Annotated in this window: 22 protein-coding genes and 1 pseudogene; 13 read left to right on the top strand and 10 right to left on the bottom strand. The window is 63.4% G+C overall.

What is annotated here, in order from left to right:
- Window positions 1–103: 103 nt before the first annotated feature.
- Window positions 104–247, top strand: a pseudogene (locus tag C487_RS21965) (Eco57I restriction-modification methylase domain-containing protein); the annotation flags it as partial.
- A gap of 261 nt (window positions 248–508) precedes the next feature.
- Window positions 509–1,783 carry a TaqI-like C-terminal specificity domain-containing protein gene (locus C487_RS03910; RefSeq protein ID WP_275039928.1) on the top strand — a complete coding sequence of 425 codons (1,275 nt, stop codon included), beginning with the start codon at window positions 509–511 and terminating at the stop codon, window positions 1,781–1,783.
- A 76-nt stretch (window positions 1,784–1,859) separates the two neighbouring features.
- On the opposite strand, the gene C487_RS03905 is transcribed toward C487_RS03910, so the two are convergent.
- On the bottom strand, window positions 1,860–2,096 hold the full coding sequence (locus C487_RS03905; protein ID WP_084177390.1) for a hypothetical protein: 237 nt from the start codon (window positions 2,094–2,096) through the stop codon (window positions 1,860–1,862).
- Window positions 2,097–2,338: 242 nt separating this feature from the next.
- Here C487_RS03905 and C487_RS03900 point away from each other — a divergent pair, with 242 nt between their 5' ends.
- The 3 genes from C487_RS03900 (at window position 2,339) to C487_RS03890 (ending at window position 4,427) form a co-directional block, all read left to right on the top strand.
- Window positions 2,339–2,737, top strand: a complete 399-nt coding sequence (locus tag C487_RS03900) for a hypothetical protein (protein ID WP_006184373.1) — start codon at window positions 2,339–2,341, stop codon at window positions 2,735–2,737.
- A 108-nt stretch (window positions 2,738–2,845) separates the two neighbouring features.
- Window positions 2,846–3,658 (top strand): diadenylate cyclase DacZ, encoded by an 813-nt coding sequence (gene dacZ / locus C487_RS03895; protein ID WP_006184372.1) that lies wholly within the window; start codon window positions 2,846–2,848, stop codon window positions 3,656–3,658.
- 1 nt (window position 3,659) lies between these two features.
- Window positions 3,660–4,427, top strand: coding sequence for a mechanosensitive ion channel family protein (locus tag C487_RS03890; protein WP_006184371.1), 768 nt, complete (start codon window positions 3,660–3,662; stop codon window positions 4,425–4,427).
- Window positions 4,428–4,439: 12 nt separating this feature from the next.
- On the opposite strand, the gene C487_RS03885 is transcribed toward C487_RS03890, so the two are convergent.
- The gene (locus tag C487_RS03885; RefSeq protein WP_006184370.1) at window positions 4,440–5,261 is read right to left on the bottom strand and encodes a nucleoside phosphorylase; all 822 of its coding nucleotides are present in this window, start codon (window positions 5,259–5,261) and stop codon (window positions 4,440–4,442) included.
- 60 nt (window positions 5,262–5,321) lie between these two features.
- Between C487_RS03885 and C487_RS03880 the strand changes: the two genes are divergently transcribed.
- Window positions 5,322–5,756 carry a DUF488 family protein, N3 subclade gene (locus C487_RS03880; protein WP_006184369.1) on the top strand — a complete coding sequence of 145 codons (435 nt, stop codon included), beginning with the start codon at window positions 5,322–5,324 and terminating at the stop codon, window positions 5,754–5,756.
- 45 nt (window positions 5,757–5,801) lie between these two features.
- Here the strand turns inward: C487_RS03880 and cdd are convergent, their stop codons facing one another.
- From cdd to C487_RS03845, 7 genes are all read right to left on the bottom strand, one after another.
- Entirely contained in the window at window positions 5,802–6,221 is a 420-nt protein-coding gene (gene cdd, locus C487_RS03875) for a cytidine deaminase (RefSeq protein ID WP_006184368.1), read from the bottom strand.
- Between the two features lie 34 nt (window positions 6,222–6,255).
- Entirely contained in the window at window positions 6,256–7,302 is a 1,047-nt protein-coding gene (locus tag C487_RS03870) for an ABC transporter permease (RefSeq protein ID WP_049907892.1), read from the bottom strand.
- Window positions 7,295–8,545, bottom strand: coding sequence for an ABC transporter permease (locus tag C487_RS03865; RefSeq protein ID WP_006184366.1), 1,251 nt, complete (start codon window positions 8,543–8,545; stop codon window positions 7,295–7,297). The genes C487_RS03870 and C487_RS03865 overlap by 8 nt, the downstream gene beginning before the upstream one ends.
- On the bottom strand, window positions 8,542–10,185 hold the full coding sequence (locus C487_RS03860; protein ID WP_006184365.1) for an ABC transporter ATP-binding protein: 1,644 nt from the start codon (window positions 10,183–10,185) through the stop codon (window positions 8,542–8,544). Before C487_RS03860 ends, C487_RS03865 begins: the two co-directional genes overlap by 4 nt.
- A 4-nt stretch (window positions 10,186–10,189) precedes the next feature.
- Window positions 10,190–11,242 (bottom strand): BMP family lipoprotein, encoded by a 1,053-nt coding sequence (locus tag C487_RS03855; RefSeq protein ID WP_006184364.1) that lies wholly within the window; start codon window positions 11,240–11,242, stop codon window positions 10,190–10,192.
- A gap of 118 nt (window positions 11,243–11,360) precedes the next feature.
- Window positions 11,361–12,776: a phosphohexomutase domain-containing protein gene (locus C487_RS03850; RefSeq protein WP_006184363.1), complete on the bottom strand. Its 1,416-nt coding sequence runs from the start codon at window positions 12,774–12,776 to the stop codon at window positions 11,361–11,363.
- 80 nt (window positions 12,777–12,856) lie between these two features.
- Window positions 12,857–13,495, bottom strand: a complete 639-nt coding sequence (locus C487_RS03845; RefSeq protein WP_006184362.1) for a MaoC family dehydratase — start codon at window positions 13,493–13,495, stop codon at window positions 12,857–12,859.
- Window positions 13,496–13,759: 264 nt separating this feature from the next.
- On the opposite strand from C487_RS03845, the gene C487_RS03840 reads away from it, so the two are divergent.
- From C487_RS03840 to C487_RS03810, 7 genes are all read left to right on the top strand, one after another.
- Window positions 13,760–14,080 carry an AbrB/MazE/SpoVT family DNA-binding domain-containing protein gene (locus C487_RS03840; protein WP_049907891.1) on the top strand — a complete coding sequence of 107 codons (321 nt, stop codon included), beginning with the start codon at window positions 13,760–13,762 and terminating at the stop codon, window positions 14,078–14,080.
- The gene (locus C487_RS03835) at window positions 14,077–14,562 is read left to right on the top strand and encodes a hypothetical protein (protein WP_006184360.1); all 486 of its coding nucleotides are present in this window, start codon (window positions 14,077–14,079) and stop codon (window positions 14,560–14,562) included. The genes C487_RS03840 and C487_RS03835 overlap by 4 nt, the downstream gene beginning before the upstream one ends.
- Before the next feature lie 42 nt (window positions 14,563–14,604).
- Complete coding sequence (locus C487_RS03830) at window positions 14,605–15,150, top strand: poly(R)-hydroxyalkanoic acid synthase subunit PhaE (RefSeq protein WP_049907885.1); 546 nt, start codon at window positions 14,605–14,607, stop codon at window positions 15,148–15,150.
- Window positions 15,147–16,622, top strand: coding sequence for a class III poly(R)-hydroxyalkanoic acid synthase subunit PhaC (gene phaC, locus C487_RS03825; RefSeq protein ID WP_006184358.1), 1,476 nt, complete (start codon window positions 15,147–15,149; stop codon window positions 16,620–16,622). The genes C487_RS03830 and phaC overlap by 4 nt, the downstream gene beginning before the upstream one ends.
- Window positions 16,623–16,729: 107 nt before the next feature.
- Complete coding sequence (locus C487_RS03820) at window positions 16,730–17,473, top strand: beta-ketoacyl-ACP reductase (RefSeq protein WP_006184357.1); 744 nt, start codon at window positions 16,730–16,732, stop codon at window positions 17,471–17,473.
- Between the two features lie 170 nt (window positions 17,474–17,643).
- Entirely contained in the window at window positions 17,644–19,131 is a 1,488-nt protein-coding gene (locus C487_RS03815) for a sugar transferase (protein ID WP_006184356.1), read from the top strand.
- Window positions 19,128–20,075, top strand: coding sequence for an NAD-dependent epimerase/dehydratase family protein (locus C487_RS03810; protein ID WP_006184355.1), 948 nt, complete (start codon window positions 19,128–19,130; stop codon window positions 20,073–20,075). Before C487_RS03815 ends, C487_RS03810 begins: the two co-directional genes overlap by 4 nt.
- Window positions 20,076–20,178: 103 nt before the next feature.
- Here the strand turns inward: C487_RS03810 and C487_RS19285 are convergent, their stop codons facing one another.
- Window positions 20,179–20,811 (bottom strand): O-antigen ligase family protein, encoded by a 633-nt coding sequence (locus tag C487_RS19285; protein ID WP_338045823.1) that lies wholly within the window; start codon window positions 20,809–20,811, stop codon window positions 20,179–20,181.
- Between the last annotated feature and the right edge of the window lie 294 nt (window positions 20,812–21,105).

The raw sequence follows: 21,105 nt of genomic DNA, 5'->3' as shown, positions 1-21,105 counted from the left end.
GGATCGTCATTGCAATCACCAACTACGAGCGAGGACACGATCCAGGACGTGAGATGCTCAAGCTATGAGTTGGATTCTATGACACGCTCGTCCGTTCTACGAGCGGGGCCTCAACTGGCTTCGCGAGGGGTCCGGCAAACTTGGATTCATCACTCCGAATCAGTTCATGGTGACTGACTACGGCGAGGGATTACGGCAGGTTCTCCTCGATGAGGCTCACATCGAGGAGGTTTATGATTTCCGTGACTCCGGTGTCTTCGAAGACGCGACCAACTATCCGGCCATCGTAATTCTGGAAGACGAACCGGATGAGGCTGCTCGAGAAGACAACGATATTCGGTGTGTTCGAGTGAAGGCAAACACCGACAAGGAGAACGACCGCGAGTTAGACGAAGCGATCATCGAAGCGGTCCGTGACCATCGCGGCGAGCCGGGATACAGTGACGAGTTCATTGACGTATTTGATTTCCCACAACGGAGACTTTCGGGACCGGACTACTGGCCGCTGATGCCACCTGAGGAGTTGCAGGTCTTCGAGAAGTTGGAGGACAGACAAGACGCCGTCATCGGAGATGTGACCGACGCAGTCTTCCAAGGTATCCGAACCAGCGCAAACAAAATCTACGTTGTGGACGTACTGGATGCTAATCGTATAGAATCTGACGACGAGGGCGACATTGTAACTGTAGTTCCTACCGGAGAATCAGAAGAATACAAAATTGAAACCGACCTGCTTCGTCCATTTCTCGAAGGTGACGAAGTGACACGCTGGCGTGGGAATTGGGGTGGCCTTCACGTTATACATCCCTACTATGCTGAAACGGCTGACAATGGGGAACTTGATGCAGGCCTTTATTCACAAGATTACTTAAAAGAAAATCTACCGAAAACGTGGGAGTTCTTCCTCGAACACAAAAACGCTCTTGAGGGCCGCGAAGGGGGTCGAAAAGATGGAAAAGACGACTGGTACGGGTACATCTACCCCAAGAACCTCGGGAAATTCGAGCAGCCAAAAATCATCCAAGCCCACATCTGTCAAGATGCCACCTTCATGCTTGACGAGGTTGGGACGTGGTATTTCTCAACAGCATATTCAGTCCTTCTTTCAGACAACTATCGGGACCTTACGGAGGAGATGGTTTGCCAACTCAACTCGAAGGCTCTCGACTTCTACTTCAAGCATATCACGACGGTCAAGATGGGTGGCTACTACGAGTATCGCTCCCAGTACGTCGAGAAACTCCCCTGTGTGACCGAAGACAACGCAGATGTCTTTGGAACAATGCGTGAGACTGCTGGAGAAATTATTGATACCATCGATCTCGACAGCAAGGCCGACCGCTTCCCGGAAGCGTACCTTGGCGACTACGACGGTGAACTCGATTACATCTCTTACGAGTGGCAGACCCGCCGGTATCCGGTCAACGCCGACGTGCAAGCCGACGTAGACGACAATTTCACGGTCCAAGCTGGCCGGTCGGACACGATCAACGACCCGGCAATGTACTCCGATGACCGGGAGGCACGGAAGCTACGTGCCGAGTACGTCCATGCCGCCGTGGATGGACGCAACGTCAAGAGCGGTGAGGAAACGACGATCCCGATCCCCCGAGATGATGCCGGTGTTGAAGAACTCCTCGACCGACTCGAAGCAGATCGTGACGAAGTCCGACAGACCGATATCGGGGCACTCGAGTCCGTAATCGACGAAGCAGTGTACGACCTGTTCGACCTGACCGAGGACGAACGCGAGGTCGTCGAAGATTATCTCGAAGTGTTCTGATCGGGCGATCATATCTGGGTTTCCTGTTCCGTTTCCCGACCGCAAGTGCGAATCGTTCAGTCGCACTCGAGGCCCGTCACTCGTCGTCCGATAACGTACTCGCGTCTAACTCCCCCTCGAGATACGCCGTCCCCGCGTCGGTAATCACGTAGAACCCGCGCGACGGCCGCTCGACGAGGCCGTACGAGGCGAGTTTTCGGCAGCGAACGCCGATGTAGCCGTTGCTCCGATCGAGAGCGTCCGCGATCACCTTCGGAGTACCGGCGGTTTCTGATGCAAGGTATTCCAATATCTCGTCGTCAGCCCGTGTCATCCACTCAGCACGCTTTCGCATCTGTATAGCTATGCTGGACAGTGTTCTATGAAGGTATGTAATAGATAACCTACAGCTACCTTCAAACAATCCAATTCTAGATTGGAAGATTCGATAGATTCCTCAAGCGTAGTTTTTTGTACCCAAAGTGAAACTATCTATCCGGAAAGCGTAATAGGCAGACGAGCCGACCCGAAGAACTCGAGGTCGATGCCCATACGTTTCCATCCCCACGACGATCCATGCCAACCGACGACTCGCGGGGGTCCGACGCCCCCGACCGACCGGACGAATCGACCGAAACCGACGCACGAACGTCGCTTTCGGGGTACGGCGAACGCCTCGGGGCGATCGAGGCGCTCAGTCGCGACCTGCTGGCGGCGGTCGAGGCGACGGCCGACGCCGACGACTGCGAGCAGGAGTGGCGACGGGACGCGGTCCGACACCTGCGGGAAATCCGCGCCGAAGCCGTGTTCGCCCGTCGAGCGCTGGCGGGACGCCCCGTCCACGAGGGCGTGACGACCGACTCGGACGACGGGACCGTGCCGATGATCCGGACCAGCGGCGGCGGGGGCACCGTCGTCCACGGTCCCGACCCGATGGCGTTCCAACGCACCCACGACGACGCCGACGAGCAGTAAGCCGACTGCCGCCACCGATCGTTTCGAGCGATAGCCGCGGAGCAAAACGACAGACGCGCGTCAGACGCTCCATAACGCTTATTCGCGCAGGGCCGGGTTGTAGTATCAATGGCCGGGTTAGACGACGTGTTCGGGGACCTCTTTGCGAATGTGGACGCGGTCGTGCTCTTTTCACCCAGCGGCTCGTACTACGAGCAGTTCATGGCCGTCGACGATCTCGACATCGTCGTCGTCGGAACCGAAAACGATGTCGGCGCGGAGACGTTCGTCGAACTCCCCCTCGAGTTCGCGGCCATCACCGACCGGATTCGCTTCGGTCTCGAGGGTGCCCTCGAGCAGGGCGTCGTCGAGGACGGGGACGACCTCGCGTGTGCGACGAGCGTCTTCAGCGACGAGATCGATACGGTCTCGCGCGTCCGGGCGGACGCGGAGACGCAGACGGGAATCTACGACCTGTTCGTCAAATCCCGGGCGGACCCGGAAGTCGTGAAGTCGGTCCTCGAGGTGGCGATCGAACTCGGCAAGAAGGGCCAGAAGGGCAAGCCCGTCGGCGCGCTGTTCGTCGTCGGCGACGCGGGGAAGGTGATGAACAAGTCGCGGCCGCTCTCGTACAACCCCTTCGAGAAATCCCACGTCCACGTCGGCGACCCCATCGTGAACGTCATGTTAAAGGAGTTCTCGCGGCTCGACGGCGCGTTCATCATCTCCGACGCGGGCAAGATCGTCTCGGCGTATCGCTACCTCGAGCCGTCCGCCGAGGGGATCGACATTCCGAAAGGGCTGGGTGCGCGACACATGTCCGGCGCTGCGATCACGCGTGATACCAACGCGATCTCGATCGTGCTCTCGGAGAGCGACGGGCTCGTCCGGGCGTTCAAGGCCGGTGAACTCATCCTGGAGGTCGATCCGGAGGCGTACTGATATGGTAGCGTGGCAGCCACTCCTCGACGAACCGGCCGTCATCGCGGCGGCGGTCCTGGCGCTCGGCCTCGTCGTCGGCTATCTGGTCGGCCGGCTCAACGAGGAGTTGCTCTCGGCCTCGGGCGTCCCGGAAACCGTCGAGGGCACCCCCTTCGAACGGACGGCCCAGTCGATCGGTACCTCGACGGTCGAGATCGTCGCGCGGCTGAGTTCGTGGTTCATCTACGGGATCGCGGTGTTGACCGCGATCCACATCGCGCAGTTGCTCGACACGGACGCGTTCTGGCTGCGTGTCACGGAGTTTATCCCACAACTGTTCATCGCCGTCCTCGTGCTCATCCTCGGCTTCGTCATCGCCGACAAGTCCGAACTGGTCGTCGGCGAGTATCTCCGGGGCGTCAAACTCCCCGAAGTATCCGTCATCCCGAAACTCGTCAAGTACTCCGTTCTCTACGTCACCTTCATTATCGCGCTCGGACAGGTCGGGGTTCACGTCCTCGCGTTGCTGATCCTGCTGACGGTCTACGCCGTCGGCGTCGTCATCGTCGGCACCGTCGCGTTCAAGGACTTCCTCGTCTCGAGCGCCGCCGGCATCTACCTGTTGCTCAACCAGCCATACGGGATCGGCGACGAGATCAGGGTCGACGACCAGACGGGGATCGTCCAGGAGGTCGACCTGTTCGTCACGAAAATCGAGGACGACTCCGAGGAGTACATCGTTCCGAACCGGAAGGTCTTCGAGGACGGCGTCGTCCGAATGCGGGACTGACGCGGCCGCGGGCTACTCGAGCGACAAGCCGGCGTGCCAGCGGTCGACGCCGGCCTCGCGTTTGACGGCGTCCATCTTCGCGAGGAGATGGGTCGCGAGCGTCGCGGTCTCGGCGGCGCGGGACTCGCCGTCGGTGCGGAACTCGCCGGTCTCGCGGTTGGCGTAGACGGTACAGACCGCGCCCCCCCGAAGCCCGTACAGGTTCGCGAGCGTCAGGATGGCGCTGGCCTCCATCTCGATGTTTTTGACGTTCGCCGCTTTGAGTTCGTCGACCAGGTCGTCTGCGCCGGCGGCTTCGAAGCCGTCGACGCCGGGCCGCCCCTGGCCGGCGTAAAACGAATCGGCACTCATCGTCACGCCGGTGTGGTAGTCGTAGCCGAGTCGTTCGGCGGCGGCGATCAGCGCCGAGACGACCTCGTGGTCCGCTGTTGCGGGGTAGTCCTCGCGGACGTATTCGTCGCTGGTTCCCTCCTGTCGGATCGCACCGGTGGTGATGACCAGGTCGCCGACGTCCATCTCGGGCTGGATCGCGCCACAGGAGCCGACACGAACGAACGTGTCGACGCCGACGCGGGCCAGTTCCTCGACGGCGATCGCAGCGGAGGGACTGCCGATGCCGGTCGACGTGACCGAGATCGGCGTTCCCTCGTACGATCCCGTCGCCGTCCGGTACTCGCGATGGTGGGCTCGAATCTCGTGGTCGTCCCAGAAGGCGGCGATCTTCTCGAGGCGCTCGGGGTTGCCGGGGAGCAACACGGTGTCGGCGACGTCCGCCGAGTCGATCTCGAGGTGGTACTGTCGGTCGGCGTTCGGGTCTTCGCTGTCGCGGGTCATCGACGAGCGGCGGTTCGGGTCGGCACGGTATATAAATGCTGGACGGCAGTACGCGAACACATGGCACGCGGGACGATTACGGACGCCTCCGTCAGGGCGATCCGACATGGGTTGGCCGACTTGCCGGCGGACGCGACGCGTATCGGCGTACTGCGATGGCCGCCGTCTCGGGCCCGTGCGGTCGTCGACGAGACCATGCCGGAACTGGGACTGCCCGCCGATCTGCTCGCGTCGATACGTGACGCCGCGGCGGAGATGAGACTGCAGGGGCTCTGCGACGAGGGGGCTCACAACGCCGCGTGGGAGCGGGTTGGGGTCGGCGAGGCCTATCGAACGCATCTCGAGACGGACGCCGACGCGCGAGACGCGCTCGCGGCGCTGGACGACAGGGTGGCCGCCGGCGAGTCGCTCGTGCTCGTCTGTGTCGAGAGTACGGAGACGAAACGCTGTCACCGGACGGTTCTCAGGGCGGCGCTCGAGGGAGTCGAGTCCTGACGGCGCTCGCTGTCGGTTCGTCTGCGGGACGGACCGACCGCGGCCTCACTCGAGCGTCTCCTGACTGATCGTGTTCGGCAACAGTTCGTCGAGCGTGTACTCGGTTACCGCGTCGCCCTCGTCACAGAGCACGACGAGATCGCCGTCGCAGAACTCCGTGAGCGTCTGTCGGCACATCCCACAGGGGGTGACGCCGTCGCGGCGGTCCGAACTGACCGCGAGCCGTGTGAACTCGCGGTGACCGTTCTTGACCGCCTCCGCCACCGCGACCTCCTCGGCGTGGAGGCTGTTGCTGAAGTTGGCGTTCTCGAGATTGCAGCCGACGAAGACCGCGCCGTCGGCGGTCTCGAGTGCCGCGCCGACCCGGTACTCGGAGTAGGGCACGTGTGCGCTGTCCTGGACGTCGCGGGCGGCGTCGATGAGATCGTGGTCGGTCACGAGCGGTGGTTCCGCGAGCGAGTGCAAGAAGCCATCGACCGGTCGGTCTCGACGGCGGGGGTCAGTCCTCGCCGGACTCGTAGTGGTCGCCGGCGGCGTCGGGCAGGCGGGTGCGCCCGACGAACACGAGGACGACGATGACGGTCATGTGCGGGAGCGTCCGGATGAGCTCCGTCGGGATGGCGTACCCCGCCGCCTGTAGCCCGTTTTGCATCGAGTTGAGCCCCGCAAAGAGGAACGACCCGAGGAGGGCACCGATCGGGTGGTAGTTCGCGAGCAGGTAGGTCGCGATCGCGATGAACCCGCGACCGTTGATCACGGTGTCGCCGGTGCCGGCGAACGTCCCGAGGGTTCCGAGGCCGAACCCTGCGCCGCCGAGTCCGGCGAAGACGCCCGAGAGGAGGACCGCGGCGTACCGGACCTTCCGAACGTCGACGCCGGCCGTATCCAGCGCCTTCGGGTTCTCGCCGCTGGCGACGACCCACCGTCCGAAAGTCGTCCGGGAGAGGAGATACCAGCCCGCGACGGCCCCGGCGAGCATGAGGTACACCTGCGGTTCGGTGTCGAACAGGAGGTAGCCGACGAACGGGATCTCCGACAGCACCGGGACGGTCACGTTCTCGAACCGAGTGATGTTCGCGGTGTTGGGGCTGTCGAAGAGGATTCGCGAGGCAAACGGCGCGAGGCCGAGCGAAATGAGCCAGACCGCGAGGCCGGCGATGATCTGGTCGGCCTCGAACTCGAGGCAGACGATCGCAAACAGCAGCGCGAAGAGGACGCTGACGAGGACGCCGATCAGCATGCCCCACCACAGGTTCGGCAGGCCGGCCGTCGCACCGCCGTCGCCGAGCCGGTTGACGACGACGATCGCGCTGAACGCCGAGACGATGAGCAGTCCTTCGATGCCGATGTTGATGACGCCGCTCTTCTCGGCGAAGATGCCGCCGATCGCCGCGAGCGCGATCGGGACGGCGAATCGGAGCGTCGATGTCTGCCAACTCGCCGGCGTCGCCCAGAGGACGAGCAGGAAGGCGGCAACACCGCCGACGGCCGCCGCAAGCGGGCGCTGTTCGAGGGCCGTTCGCGCTCGATGGACCGAGTTACGCATCGGCATCACCTCCGTCGTTGGCCCCCGCGTCACCGCCGTCGGTCCGTGCGGGGCTCGCCGAGTCGACGGTGACGTACCGCCGTCCGAGCATGCGGAAGAACTCCGGCATCGCGACGAAGAGGATGATGAGTCCGGTCAGTATCCCGACCAGTTCCGGCGGAACGTCCGTCGCGGTCCCGATCGCGTTCCCGCCGCTATCGAAGATGCCGAACAGGAACGCCGCCGCGCCCACGCCGATCGGACTGTTGCCGGCCAGCACCGAGACGGCGATGCCGTCGAACCCGAGCGACGGCACGTTCTCGATCCAGCGGCCGTGGACCATCAACACCCAGAAGGCACCGCCGATCCCGCCGAGCGCTCCCGACAGGGTCATGCTGGCAACGGTCATCCGCTTCTCGTCGACGCCGCCGTAGGCGGCCGCTCCCGGCTGAATGCCGCTCGTCCGGAGTTCGTAGCCGAACGACGTCCGAGCGAACAGCCACGCGATACCGATCATGAGCGCGACGGCGAACGCCAGCGCGAGCAGGGAGAAGTCCATCCGACCGCCGAAGCCGACGACCGGGACGGTCGGTATCTCGGCGTACTCCGGGACCGGTGCCGTCTGCGGGTTGGGACTGTTGGGGTCCTGGAACTGCCAGGAGAGCAATGTCGACGTGATACCGACCGCGATGATGTTGAGCATGATCGTCGTGATGACCTCGTTGGCGTCGGCGTAGGCTTTGAGCGCGCCCGGAACCGCACCGTACACCCCGCCGGCGAGCGCGCCCGCGAGGACGCCGAGCGGAATGAGGACGACGGTCCCGATGAACCCGGAGGGAACGACTGCCGCCGCGTAGACGACCGTCACGGCCGTCGCGAGGCCGCCGACGACCAACTGCCCTTGCGTCCCGATGTTGAGCAGGCCGGCGCGGAACGCAACGGCGACCGACAGCCCCGAGAAAATCAGCAGCGTCGTCCGCTGCAGCGTCGTCGCGAGGCTGTAATTAGTGAGCGTCCAGCCACCTTCGAGGGGGTGGCCCAAGGCCCCGAGGAACAGTTCGTAGTAGACCTGCATCGGGTTGTAACAGAACGTTGCGCCGCCCATCTCGAGGCCGGTCCGGCAGGACGCGAACGCCCCGGAGACGAAGACGAGGACGCCGCCGATGAGGACGGCGGTCACCAGCGCTGCGAGGCTGATGACGAGTCGGTCGACGACCGACGCCCGAGCGAGGCGCTCGGCGATCGACTCGAGTCGGTCCCTCATCGTGACTCACCCGGGTTGGGTTGGCCGTCGGCCTCTCCGGCCGGCCGCTGGCCGGCCATGCGCAGTCCGAGTTCCTCCTCGGTGACGGCGTCGGGCTCGGTGACGTCGATGAACTCGCCCTCGTACATGACCGCCAGTCGGTCCGACAGCGATTGGATTTCGTCGAGGTTCGAGGAGACGAGCAGCACGGCGACGCCCTCGCGCCGAAGCTCGAGCAGGCGGTCGTGGATGAACTCGGTCGAACCGATGTCGACGCCGCGGGTCGGATGGGTCGCGACGACGAGCGAGGGGTCGCGCTCGAACTCGCGGCCGACGATGAACTTCTGCTGGTTGCCGCCCGAGAACGACTGCGCGGCTGCGTTCGCGTCCGGGGGCCGAACGTCGTAGGTCTCGATGATCTCCTCGGCGTGGTCGCGAACGCCGGGCCAGTCGATGCGGCCGCCACTGGCGAACCGCCCCGATCGCTGGCTCCCGAGGACGCCGTTTTCGACGAGATCGAAGGGCATAACGAGCCCGCGCTTCTGTCGGTCTTCCGGGATGTAGGCCATCCCGTTCTCGATGCGGCGGCGGCGAGACCACGCCGTGATGTCGTCCCCCGCGTAGTCGATCGTTCCCTCGTCGGGGATTCTGAGGCCGGTGATCGCCTCGATCAGTTCGGCCTGCCCGTTGCCGTCGACGCCCGCGATGCCGAGGATCTCGCCGGCGCGTACGTCGAGGTCGATACCGGAGACGACCTCGACCCCGCGGTCGTCCTCGACGGTGACGTCTCGGGTCGAAAGGACGGTGTCGCCCGTCTCGACGGGGTCGGAGTCGGCCTCGAGGATGACCTCCCGGCCGACCATGCGCTCGGCCAGCGCCTCCCGGTCCGTTCGGTCGGGATCGACCGTACCGACGGACACCCCGTCCCGGAGGACGGTGATCGCGTCCGCGGCGTGGGTCGCCTCCTCGAGTTTGTGCGTGATGAAGATGATCGTCTTCCCCTGGTCGGTGAGTTCCTCGAGGACGTCGTAGAGACCCTCGACCTCCTGGGGAGTGAGGACGGCGGTCGGCTCGTCGAGAATGAGCACGTCCGCACCGCGGAACAGCGCCTTGAGGATCTCGACACGTTGCTGGACGCCGACGCTCACGTCTTCGACGGTGGCGTCCGGATCGACCTCGAAGCCGTATCGGTCACAGAGGTCGCGAATCTCGCGGTCGATACGGTCCCGATCGACCGCCATCCCGAACCACTTCGTCGGTTCGTTCCCGAGTGCGATGTTCTCGGCGACCGTCATGGGATCGACCAGCATGAAGTGCTGGTGGATCATCCCGATACCGGCGTCGATGGCGTCTCTGGGCGAGTCGAACGCGCGCTCCTCGCCGTCGATAACGACCCGTCCCTCGTCGGGCCGGTAGAGCCCGTAGAGGACGTTCATCAGCGTCGTCTTGCCGGCACCGTTCTCCCCGAGTAAGGCGTGTACGGTTCCGCGCTCGACGCGGAGATCGACGTCGTCGTTCGCGACGACGCCGGGGAAGCGCTTGGTGATGCCGTCGAGGTGGACGGCGAGGTCACTGTTCGTCCCGTTGAGATCAGCAGTATTCGTCTCCACCGCTGCGGTCGGTCCCGTCCCATCAGTCGTTCCCGATTCGGGCTCACTCATGCGATTACAGTTCGCTTGGGACGTCTATCTCGCCGTCGATAAGCGCTTGTTTGGACTCCGCGAGGGCGTCCTTGATCTCCTGGGGAATGTCGGCACCGAGCTCGTCGCCGTAGACGGCACCGACCCCGTCCTGCTCGAGTCCGAGAGCCTCGGTTTCGCCGCCCTCGAACGTCCCGTTGACGACGGATTCGATGGCGTTGTAGACGGCGGTATCGACGCTCTTGACCATGCTCGCGAGGATGACATCGGCGAAGTCCGCGTTGGATATCGACTGGTCGTCGTCGACGCCGATCGCGAATCGGCCCTCGTCCTGGGCGGCCTGGAAGACGCCGACACCGGTGCGGCCGGCCGCGTGGAAGACGATGTCCGCGTCGTTGTTCTGGTACATCGATCGGGCGGTCGACTGCCCGCGGCCCGTGTCGTTGAAGTTCCCGACGTACGACGAGACGACTTCGGCGTCGTCGTTCGCGTACTCGACGCCGGCGCGAAAGCCGGCCTCGAACGACTCGATCAGGGGCGTTCTGGTCCCACCCACGAAGCCGACGGTGCTGGCGTCGGGGTTCGTTTCGCCGGCACCGGCGGCGAACTCGCGATCGGTCAGCAGGCCGGCCAGGTGACCGACTTGAAACGAGCCCTCCGGCTCGTCGAAGGTGTAGCTCCGGACGTTGTCCACATCGACGACCTCATCGACGATGATGAAGTTCTGATCGGGATACTCGGGGGCGTTTTCCCGTAGGGCGTCCGCCTGCGCGTAGCCGACGCAGTTGATCAGGTCGTAGTCGCCGGACTCGGCGAAGGTCCGCTGTGCGCTCGAGAACTCGCCTTCGTTGTCCGGCTCGGTCTTTTCGTACGAGAGATCGAACTCCTCGAGCGCATTTGTGAGTCCCTGCTTGGCCATGTCGTTGAAGGAGTCGTCGCCGGTCCCGCCGGTCGCGTACACCATTCCGACTCGATACTCCGCGCTGCCATCGTCGCCGAACCCGCCAACGCAGCCGGCGATGCCGGCGAGTCCGACTGCGCTTGCACCCTCGAGAAACCGTCGTCGATTTCGCGTCATGAGGCGGGCTAGCGTAGGGTGTCGATATATACCCGTCGAAACAGTAGAAGTCGACCCCGTGGCTGGCGATCCGCCCTCCGGGCGTTCAATCGGCGACCGCCACCCGCTGCCCTATCGCTTACGCCGTTTCAGTAATCGTCGTCTCGATGACGGCTCGCGCATCGGCGACGAGTTCGTCGACGGCGTCGCTCTCCGCGTAGAGGCGCACGTAGGGTTCGGTGCCGCTGGGCCGAACCAGCAGCCACGACGCATCGTCGAACTCGAGGCGGACGCCGTAGTCCGTGTCGACCGCCGCGTCCGGGAACGCCTCGGGGAGCGCCGACTCGAGGGTGGCCATCGCGTCAGCTTTGGCGGCGTCCGGGCATTCGACGCTGACCTTTCGGTAGGGGCGTTCGGTGACCGGCGCGCGGAGCTGATCGGTGTCGCCGGCGTCGGCGACGAGGGCGGCGACGACCGCGGCGCTGGCGACGCCGTCGATCCAGCCGCCGAAGGCGGTGTGGATGTGTTTCCAGGGTTCGGCGGCGAAGACGACCTCCGTCCCGTCGGCTCCGGCGGCGCGTTCGCGGGCGATCCCCTCGTGGAGCGCGCCAAGTCGGACGCGTTCGACGCGACCGCCCGCCGCACGGACCTGCTCGTCGATACGGGCGGAGGCGTTGGGGGTCGTGACGACCACGGGATCGTCGGCGTCGCTCGCCGCCGTATAGTGGGCCGCGACGACCGCGAGAACGGTATCCTCGTGAATTACCTCGCCGTCGGGACCGAGGACGACGAGTCGGTCCGCGTCGCCGTCGTGGGCCAGCCCGAGATCGAAGTCGCCGGTCGCGGGCTCGGTCCCGTCCGCGAGGAAATCGGTAAACGCCGCGAGCGTCTCCGGCGTGGGCTTGCTCCCGCGGCCGGGGAAGTGGCCGTCGACCGAGGCGTTGACCGCGACGACCGTTGCGCCGAGGCGCTCGAGGACCTGCGGCGTCGCGAGCGCGCCGACACCGTTCCCGCAGTCGACGGCGATCCGAAGCCCGTCGAGAGGGGCACTCGCGGCAGCGTCCGCGTCGGTCCCGGGCCGCTCGCCGAACTGGTTTCGGACGTAGTCGCCGACGGCGGACCGGTACTGATCGAGTACCGAGAGTTCCTGTGCGTCGCCCCACTGGTCCCAGCGGGCGAGGCCGTCGTCATCGCGCGCCACGTGGTCGTCGATGGCCCCTTCGGCGTCGCTGTCGTACTCGACGCCGTCCGCGAAGAGTTTGATGCCGTTGTCCTCGGGGGGGTTGTGACTCGCGGTGAGCATCACGCCCCGTCGCCCCTGTGAGGCGAAGGCAAGCGCCGGCGTCGGTACCTGGCCGATGCGGCGAACGTCCGCGCCGGCGCTCTCGAGGCCGGCTTCCATCGCCGCCGCGAGTGCCGGCCCGGTCTCCCTGCCGTCACGACCGACGACGAACGTTTCCCCGGGGTCGCCCGCTGCCTGGCCGACGGCAAGCGCCAGCGACGGCGAAACCTCCTCGACCGGGCCACGGATTCCTGCAGTCCCAAAGAGTGTCATAGCCGTCCGTTCCGGGAGGAGCCACTTAGCGATATTGCACTCGCCGCTTGCGGGGCAAAACGGGAGTCCCGATGCGACGGCTACTCGGCGGGCAGGTCGTCGATCAGAACGACGGCCTCGCCGTCGATCACGGTCGCGTCATCGTCCTCGTCGCGGACGAGCGTCTCGAGTCGATACTGGTCGTTGCCCAGATCCTCGACGATCTCCACGCGGGCGGAGACGCGGTCACCGATCCCGACGGGGCCGCTGAACTCGAGGTCCTGGGAGAGGTAGATGGTGAGTCCGGGAAGCCGAGCCAGCGCGGCGCTGATGAGACCGGAGACGAGGGTCCCGTGGACGATGCGCTCGCCAAAGCGGGTCTCGGATGCGAACTCCTCGTTGAGATGGAGTCGGTTCGTGTCGCCGCTGACCGCGGCGAACGCCCGGACGTCGTCGTCGCTGAGGACCTTCTCGAAGGTGACTGTATCGCCGACGCTGATCCCGTCCGGATCGTCGACGGTACGGTCGAACTGCCAGTCGAGATCGGAGTAGTCGACCGACGGGATCGGCGGGGCGATCCGGTCGGTCTCCGCGCTGGACTCGCCGTCGGTCGGCGGAAGCATCGCGGAGACGGCGGCACGGTTCGCCGCGGTCGCAGTTCGAAGAAACCCTCGCGTCATAGCCGACCACGCGTTCGTCATGGCGGCGAGGTTGTCTTCGCCAGCGTTCTGGTGGGACATCTACGAGCGGCTAGGCGTGGTGCGTATATGACTTCTTTGGCTCGCTCAAGAGCGTTTTACCGTACGACAGAGCCAGTAATACTGGATTAGGGCCTCTCTTCCGCCCCCGTTCGTATCTAAAACTGAACTGTCACGTCCGGCAGTCGGTCTCGGCCGTCGTCCGATCGACCCCGGTATGCGGCCAGCTCCATTTCATGCCATCTTGTGGTTTTAGATGGTATCTAGAGGAAACGCTTATTGTGTCCGCGAACCAACGTCCTGATGATGACGGACGACTCCGACCGGTCGACCTGGTTCCCGCCTGCGATGTTCACGCAACAGATGCAGGAAGCGGGCGAGCAGGTCGCCGAATCCCAGCAGGAGATGATGAAACAGTTGCTGCAGGCCACGTCGGCGAACCCGCTCGAGAACACGTCGGCTTTCGGGCCGATGAACATGGGCACGGCCACGTTCAAGGCCCGCGTTCAGAGCGGCGGTCGGATCAGCATTCCCGGTCCCGAACGGGAGGCCCTCGACATCGAGGAGGGCGATATCGTCCAGACGATCGTCGTCCCCGTCAAACGCAACCGAGAGGATAACTCATGACGCAGAACCCATTCACCGCAGTACTCGACGCACAGCGCACCGCACTCGAACAGTCCCAGCGCCTGACCCACGACGCTCTCGAGGCCCAGCGGACCTCGATCAGCGCCTTCGCCGACGCCGTCGAAACCTCGAGTTCGCTGGCCGAATCCAACGCCGAGATGACCAAGGGCGCAATCCACGCCTCCTTCGACGCGCTCGAGGCGTCCATGCCCGAGGAGGCCGCGGACTTCGGCGAACTCCGCGACCTCGTCGACGACGGTTTCGACTCGGCTACCGAGGCCCAGTCGCAGTCGATCGACGCCTATCTCGACGCGCTCGAGGAGTCGGAAGTCGCCTACGAGGAGTTCGCCGCCAGCTACTCCGAGGTCGTCGATACCTCTTTCGACGCGGCACTGGAAGCCCACGAGCAGGTCACGGAGAACGTCAGTACCGTCGCCGAAAACGTCGAAGAGGCCGCCGACGAGTTCGACGTCTCGGCGTAAATTCGGGCTCAGCTTTTTATCGTCCACCGTCAATTTTCACCTATGTCAGATTCACAACCTCCGATGGGAGACTGGAACGCGTTCGCCGAACAGTGGAACGAACAGTTCCTCGACGCGCTCGAGGACAATATGGAAGCGCAGGCGCAGTTCGTCGAGAGTTGGTCCGAAACCGTCGGCGAGGTTAGCGAGGAGGCCGAATTCTCCGACGGCGTCGAGGGGTACGCCCGCGCCTACGAGACGTGGATGAACGCCTCCCAGCAGATGGTCGATCGGATGAACGACCAACTCGAAGGCGAGGACGTCGACATCGAGGAGTTCCGCGACATCTGGCTCAACACCGCCAACGAGGCGTTCAAGGACGTCATGTCGACGACCGCGTTCGCCAAGATGACCGGCGAAACAGTCGGCGACGTCCTCGAGATGCAACAGCAGGCCGACGAGGCAGCCCAGGAGACGCTGCGCTCGCTTGGCTTCGCGACGCAGGACGACGTCGTCGAGATCGGTGACCGCCTCGTCGAACTCGAACGCCGCCAACACGCCGTCGAACAGAAACTCGACCGCGTTCTCGAGCACCTAGACGAGCAATGAACAACCCCTTCGCAACCGCACTGACCATGCAACGACAGGCCTGGGAGGCGACCGCCGACCTGGCCGAGAAAACCCGGATCGCCCCCGACCGAACCGACACCGTCGAGAACGTCGCCGTGGGGCAGACGCCCAGCGAAGTCGTCTACGAGGAGAACAAGCTCGAACTCCTCCACTACGAGCCGATGACGGAGGAGCAACACGACGTCCCGATCCTCATCGTCTACGCGCTGATCAACAAGCCGTACATCCTCGATCTGCAACCCGACCGCTCGGTGGTCCAGACGCTGCTCGAGGCCGGCTTCGACGTCTACCTGATCGACTGGGGCGAGCCGTCCACACTGGACCGCTCGCTGTCGATCGGCGACTACGTCAACCGGTACATCGACAACTGCGTCGACGTGGTTCGGGAGTGGTCCGGGCGGGACTCGATCAACATCCTCGGCTACTGTATGGGCGGCACGATGTCGGCCATGTACGCCTCGCTGCACCCCGACAACGTCGAGAATCTGGCACTGATGGCCTCGGGACTGTGCTTCGCCGGCGACGGCGGCGTCCTCGAACTCTGGGGCGGCGAGGAGTACTACGACCCCGAAGTCGTCACCGAGACGTTCGACAACGTCCCCGCCGGGTTCTTGGATGTCGGCTTCGCGTTGATGGACCCCGTCGCGAATAACGTGACGAAGTACGTCCGCTTTTACGACAACATGGAGGACGAGGACTTCGTCGAGAACTTCGCGCGCATGGAGCGTTGGCTCGACGAGGGGATCGACATGGCCGGCGTGGCCTACGAGGAGTTCATCCGCGACATCTACCAGGACAACAAACTCTACGAGAACGAGCTCACCCTGAACGGGGACCACGTCGACATCAGCAATATCGACATGCCCGTCCTGCAGATCGTCGCGGAGTACGACCACCTCATCCCGCCGATGGCCTCGAAACCGTTCAACGACGCGATCGCCTCCGAGGACACCGATATCCTCGAGTTCGCGACGGGCCACATCGGGATGTCCGTCTCCTCGCGCAGCCACGAGGAACTCTGGCCGCAGGTCTGTGCGTGGTTCGAGGAGCGCTCGAACGGCACCACGAACCCCGCCGACGGCACCTCGAGCGTTGAACCGGACTCGAGCCCCGACCTCGACAGCGAGACGACCGACCGCTCGGACGCGGAACTCGCCGAGCGCGGCGAGGGCGACATCCAGGCGGAACCCGCGGACCCGGGCGAGATGACCGTCGACGAAGAGATCGTCGAGGACGTCGTCGACGAGGCGGCCGCATCCGAGATCGACACCGAGACCGACGATCTCACCGAGCTACGGGGCGTCGGGCAGGCGTACGCCGAAACCCTCACCGCGGCCGGGATCGAGACGATCGACCAGCTTGCCGCGGCCGACGCCGCCGATCTCGCCACCGAGACCGATATCTCGCCGAGCCGACTCGAGGACTGGATCGAGCAGGCACGGGACCGATAGTGGAGCCGACCGTCGGCTTCGGGCTCGGGACCGCGGGTTCGTCTCGCTCGGACAGGACGGATAACTAACAGGTCGTTATTTATCATCGGCCGTCGAATGTGTGAACTATGTCCATGGATGGTCGTACTTGCGTTATCACGGGCTCGGCGAAGGGTATCGGTCGCGGAATCGCCGAGTACCTCGGCGAAGAAGGGGCAAACGTCGTCATTAACTATCGGACCTCCGAGGGTGCCGCCCACGACGCCGTCGACACCATCGAGTCCGCCGGCGGCTCGGCCGTCGCCGCACAGGCGGACATCTCCGACCGTGCCGACGTCGAGCGGATGGTCGAAGTCTGCCACGACTCCTTCGGTCCGGCGGATGTCCTCGTGAACAACGCCGGTATCACCGCCGACAAACAGTTCACCGAAATGTCCCGCGAGGAGTGGGACCGCGTGATGGACGTCAACCTCGGCGGCATGTTCAACTGCACCCAGCTGTTCTACGACGACATCTGGAACGCCGAGGAGGGCCGGCTGATCAACATCTCGAGCGTCGTCGGGAAACAGGGCAACTACGGCCAGGCCAACTACGCCGCCGCGAAAAGCGGCATGTTCGGTTTCACCCGAACCATCGCCCTCGAACTCGCCAAGGGCGGCTCGACGGCCAACTGCGTCGCGCCCGGTTTCACCGCCACCGACATGCTCGAGAGCGTCCCCGACAAGGTACTCGACCGGATCATCTCGGGCATCCCGCTCGAGCGGCTGGCGGAAGTCGAGGACATCGCCGCGGTCGTCCGGTTCCTCGCGAGCAAGGACTCGTCGTACGTCACCGGTGAAGTGATCGACGTCAACGGCGGGATGGACCTCTAGCCGGGCCGCCGTCCGTCCGCCGGCGACCGCGCCACGACAGCTACCACTCGCGTCGCTCCGGAGACGGCGGCTATCGTCGCCGCGGGGGCCACAATCAATAGATAGTCGATCGTCGGCTCAACAGCAGTTCCAAAGGGTATATGTCCGTGTAGTTCCCTTTCAGTTACCAGATGCTTACCGGCTGGCGGTATCGGCTCGCAAGCGCGACCGGGACGGCGGCGTTCGTCGTCATCGCGGTGCTCGTCGCGAACCACCCGATCTCTCAGACCGCGTTCACGACGGTCGTTCCCCTCTTCGATCGGTTGGATCCGGAAGTCCTCGACGGCCCGTCGCTGCGGCGGGCCATCGCGTTGAGCGTCCTCGCGATCGGGGGCGCGGCGTGGCCCCTCTACAAACCCCGTCCCCGACGAATCCTCGATACGGTCGTGCTCGTCCAAAAGCGGGTCCTCGTCGGCGGCTTCGCGCTAGCGACGCTCGGCTATTTCAAGTGGTCTCACCGACTCCCCCGGGCGACGCTCGTGATGACCGTCGGCCTGGTGGCGGTCGTCCTCCCCGCCTGGTTCCTGTTGATCCGCGCCAGCCCGACCGACGACGACGGCCGGATGGCGATCGTCGGCGACGACCCCGCACAGATCGCGCGGGTCACGCCGACCGTTGACGCACCCATCATCGGCTACCTCTGTCCGACGGTCGCCCGGTTTGCGGCATCGGAGACGACCGCGGACAGTCCCGAAGAGCCGATCGCCGACGGCGGAGTCGAACTCCGCCACGACGACTCCGCGTTCGCACACGACGCGGTCGAGTCGACCGTTCTCGACTCGATGACGCGCCTCGGCGGTCTCTCCCGACTCGAGGACGCGCTAGTGGACCACGATATCGACACGGTCGTGCTGGCGTTTCGCCACGCCGACCGCGCCGAGTTCTTCGGCGCGCTGGACGCGTGCCACGAACACGGCGTGGACGCCAAAGTTCACCGCAAGTACGCCGACAGCGTACTGGTGTCGGCGGGCGACGTCGGCGCGCTCGTCGACGTCGATCTCGAGCCGTGGGACCCGCTGGATCACCTGTTCAAGCGGCTGTTCGACGTGGCGTTTGCCGGCATCGGGTTGCTCGCTCTTACACCGATCCTCCTCGCGATCGTCGTCGCGATCAAGCTCGATGACGGCGGCTCCATCCTGTACACGCAAGATCGGACCGCCGTGTTCGGCGAGTCGTTTCCGGTCTACAAGTTCCGGAGCATGATCGAAAACGCGGAGTCCGAAACCGGTGCAACGATCAGCGCGGAAGACGCCGGCAGTGTCGACCCGCGCGTGACCCGCGTCGGGCGCGTCTTACGAAAGACACACCTCGACGAGATTCCCCAGTTGTGGTCGATCCTGGTCGGGGACATGAGCGTCGTCGGCCCTCGTCCCGAGCGGCCCGAACTGGATTCGGAAATCCAAGACGACGGCATCGACTGGGAGAAACGCTGGTTCGTCAAACCCGGACTGACCGGCCTCGCCCAGATCAACGACGTCACCGGCCACGAACCGGCGAAGAAACTGCGGTACGACCTCGAGTACGTCCGCCATCAGTCGTTCTGGTTCGACGTACGGATCGTCATCCGCCAGGTCTGGAAAGTATTATCCGATCTCAGGGAGTTCGCTTCTGACGAATGAACTCCCAGGCCGATTTGCCGTCGATTTCCGGACAGCGCATTCTCGTTACCGGCGGGGCCGGATTTATCGGACGCAACATCGCGCGCGCCCTCGTCGCCGACAACGAGGTCCGCATTCTCGATGATCTCTCGACCGGCTCCCGCTCGACCGTCCCCGAGGGTGCGACGCTGATCGAGGGCGATATCAGAGACGACGACGCGCTCGACCGAGCCACCGCCGACATCGACATCATCTTTCACCACGCGGCACTGATCAGCGTCGAAGCATCCATCCGCGACCCCGAACGGACCCACGACATCAACGTTACCGGGACCGTGAAGCTGCTCGAGCGCGCCCGCGACGAAGCCGCGCGGTTCGTGTTCGCCTCGAGCGCGGCCGTGTACGGCAACCCGGACACGGTGCCGATTTCCGAAGATGCACCTCTCGAGCCGACATCACCGTACGGGCTCTCGAAGCTCGCCGCCGAGCGGTACGTACGGCTGTACGCCGATCTCTACGACCTGTCGGCGGTCGCGCTTCGTTACTTCAACGTCTACGGTCCCGGGCAACTGGACGGGGATTACAGCGCCGTCATCAGCGTCTTCGTCGACCAGGCGGCGGCCGGCGACCCGATCACCGTGGAGGGGGACGGCTCGCAGACGCGTGACTTCGTCCACATCGACGATGTCGTCCAGGCGAACCTGCTGGCCGCACGTGCCGAGCAAACGGGTGTCTTCAACGTCGGAACCGGTGAGAGCATCTCCATTCTCGAGCTCGCCGAAACTGTTCGGGATATTTCGGACACAACATCCGAAATAACACATGTTGAATCCCGTTCCGGCGATATCGATCGGAGCTGTGCCCATATCGGCAAGTTAGAGTCGAACCTCGGATTTGATCCGTCAGTTCCACTTGAACACGGGTTAGAAACGATTTTCCCGACTGCTGGACAGCCCATCAATTAGTGTACACAATCCTATGTGTGCTGGGATAAGTATCGGACTCATAAGTATACAGTCTGGATTAGTATTTTTACGTATCAAGCTACACCACGAACGGCATCACACTCTAAATATCTGCTCCAATCATATCTTGTGGGTGACAAGAGTCAAACAAGATTGCTGAGACAAAAATACCTGATAATGCCCAAAATCCCGCATTTGTTGCTTGCCAACCGTATATAACTACCCAGAATGAGTATGCATGATACCCCAACAGGCCCACAAATCCACAAACCCAGAAGATACGTTCTTTTTCAGCGGTGTTATATATGCGACGACTCACCAATAAAAGAACAGCTAGTACACTAGCCATATAGGCGAGAAAACCAGGAATTCCAGTCGCAGCAAGATGGGAAAAGAATGTATTGTGTACCCCTAGAGTAGGGAGACCATAGCTCTCGGAGACCAGATGGAAATTATAACCACCGATGCCAAATAATGGATATGTATATGCGAGTTCCAGTGCAGCAGCATACTGTGTAAGTCGAGTCCCTAGCGTATCTATTTCAACCAGCGGAATATTGGAAGATAAATCGATAATTTTCTCTTGGAAACCTGGCTCTCCGTTTCCTGCGTTCCCCGCACCTCCTCCCGTGCTATCTGGTTGTCCCTCATCAACAGCCGTCTCTTTACCAGTGGATTGATCCTGTGTTTCAAGTCGTTCTGAGTATAGTAGAATACTAACCCCGATACCGTACACTGAGGCGAGACTCCCTCGGAGTGGCTGCAACCGTCTGTATGCAAGTGATGAGGCCAGACAGAAACCTCCCAACATAACGAGGACGAGGATCATTGACATCCAGCCAGCATCGGTCTCGCCGATCTTAGTAATAATTCCGAGACCTAAGAGACCGAGAACAGAAGCCACTGTGCCGCGTTTTGATCCATAGATAGCTAAAAATACGAGGTATGTGTTTACCCCCAGAAATCGCAGGAGGACAGTAGGTTCAAAATCGGGGAATTCAATTAGAAATCCGGTATGTGTTTACCCCCA

Source organism: Natrinema pallidum DSM 3751 (assembly GCF_000337615.1).
Lineage (GTDB): Archaea > Halobacteriota > Halobacteria > Halobacteriales > Natrialbaceae > Natrinema > Natrinema pallidum.
This window is presented reverse-complemented; position numbering and strand designations above follow the sequence as displayed.

Coding starts and splice junctions, on each gene's coding strand:
- phaC (WP_006184358.1), top strand. CDS start 15,147: ATGAACAACCCCTTCGCAACCGCACTGACCATGCAACGACAGGCCTGG.
- C487_RS03850 (WP_006184363.1), bottom strand. CDS start 12,776: ATGACACTCTTTGGGACTGCAGGAATCCGTGGCCCGGTCGAGGAGGTT.
- C487_RS03860 (WP_006184365.1), bottom strand. CDS start 10,185: ATGAGTGAGCCCGAATCGGGAACGACTGATGGGACGGGACCGACCGCA.
- C487_RS03810 (WP_006184355.1), top strand. CDS start 19,128: ATGAACTCCCAGGCCGATTTGCCGTCGATTTCCGGACAGCGCATTCTC.
- C487_RS03880 (WP_006184369.1), top strand. CDS start 5,322: ATGGCACGCGGGACGATTACGGACGCCTCCGTCAGGGCGATCCGACAT.
- C487_RS03910 (WP_275039928.1), top strand. CDS start 509: ATGCCACCTGAGGAGTTGCAGGTCTTCGAGAAGTTGGAGGACAGACAA.
- C487_RS03865 (WP_006184366.1), bottom strand. CDS start 8,545: ATGAGGGACCGACTCGAGTCGATCGCCGAGCGCCTCGCTCGGGCGTCG.
- C487_RS03890 (WP_006184371.1), top strand. CDS start 3,660: ATGGTAGCGTGGCAGCCACTCCTCGACGAACCGGCCGTCATCGCGGCG.
- C487_RS03885 (WP_006184370.1), bottom strand. CDS start 5,261: ATGACCCGCGACAGCGAAGACCCGAACGCCGACCGACAGTACCACCTC.
- C487_RS03820 (WP_006184357.1), top strand. CDS start 16,730: ATGTCCATGGATGGTCGTACTTGCGTTATCACGGGCTCGGCGAAGGGT.
- C487_RS03845 (WP_006184362.1), bottom strand. CDS start 13,495: ATGTCCCACCAGAACGCTGGCGAAGACAACCTCGCCGCCATGACGAAC.
- C487_RS03840 (WP_049907891.1), top strand. CDS start 13,760: ATGACGGACGACTCCGACCGGTCGACCTGGTTCCCGCCTGCGATGTTC.
- C487_RS03830 (WP_049907885.1), top strand. CDS start 14,605: ATGTCAGATTCACAACCTCCGATGGGAGACTGGAACGCGTTCGCCGAA.
- dacZ (WP_006184372.1), top strand. CDS start 2,846: ATGGCCGGGTTAGACGACGTGTTCGGGGACCTCTTTGCGAATGTGGAC.
- C487_RS03815 (WP_006184356.1), top strand. CDS start 17,644: ATGCTTACCGGCTGGCGGTATCGGCTCGCAAGCGCGACCGGGACGGCG.
- C487_RS03835 (WP_006184360.1), top strand. CDS start 14,077: ATGACGCAGAACCCATTCACCGCAGTACTCGACGCACAGCGCACCGCA.
- C487_RS03900 (WP_006184373.1), top strand. CDS start 2,339: ATGCCAACCGACGACTCGCGGGGGTCCGACGCCCCCGACCGACCGGAC.
- C487_RS03855 (WP_006184364.1), bottom strand. CDS start 11,242: ATGACGCGAAATCGACGACGGTTTCTCGAGGGTGCAAGCGCAGTCGGA.
- C487_RS03870 (WP_049907892.1), bottom strand. CDS start 7,302: ATGCGTAACTCGGTCCATCGAGCGCGAACGGCCCTCGAACAGCGCCCG.
- C487_RS03905 (WP_084177390.1), bottom strand. CDS start 2,096: ATGACACGGGCTGACGACGAGATATTGGAATACCTTGCATCAGAAACC.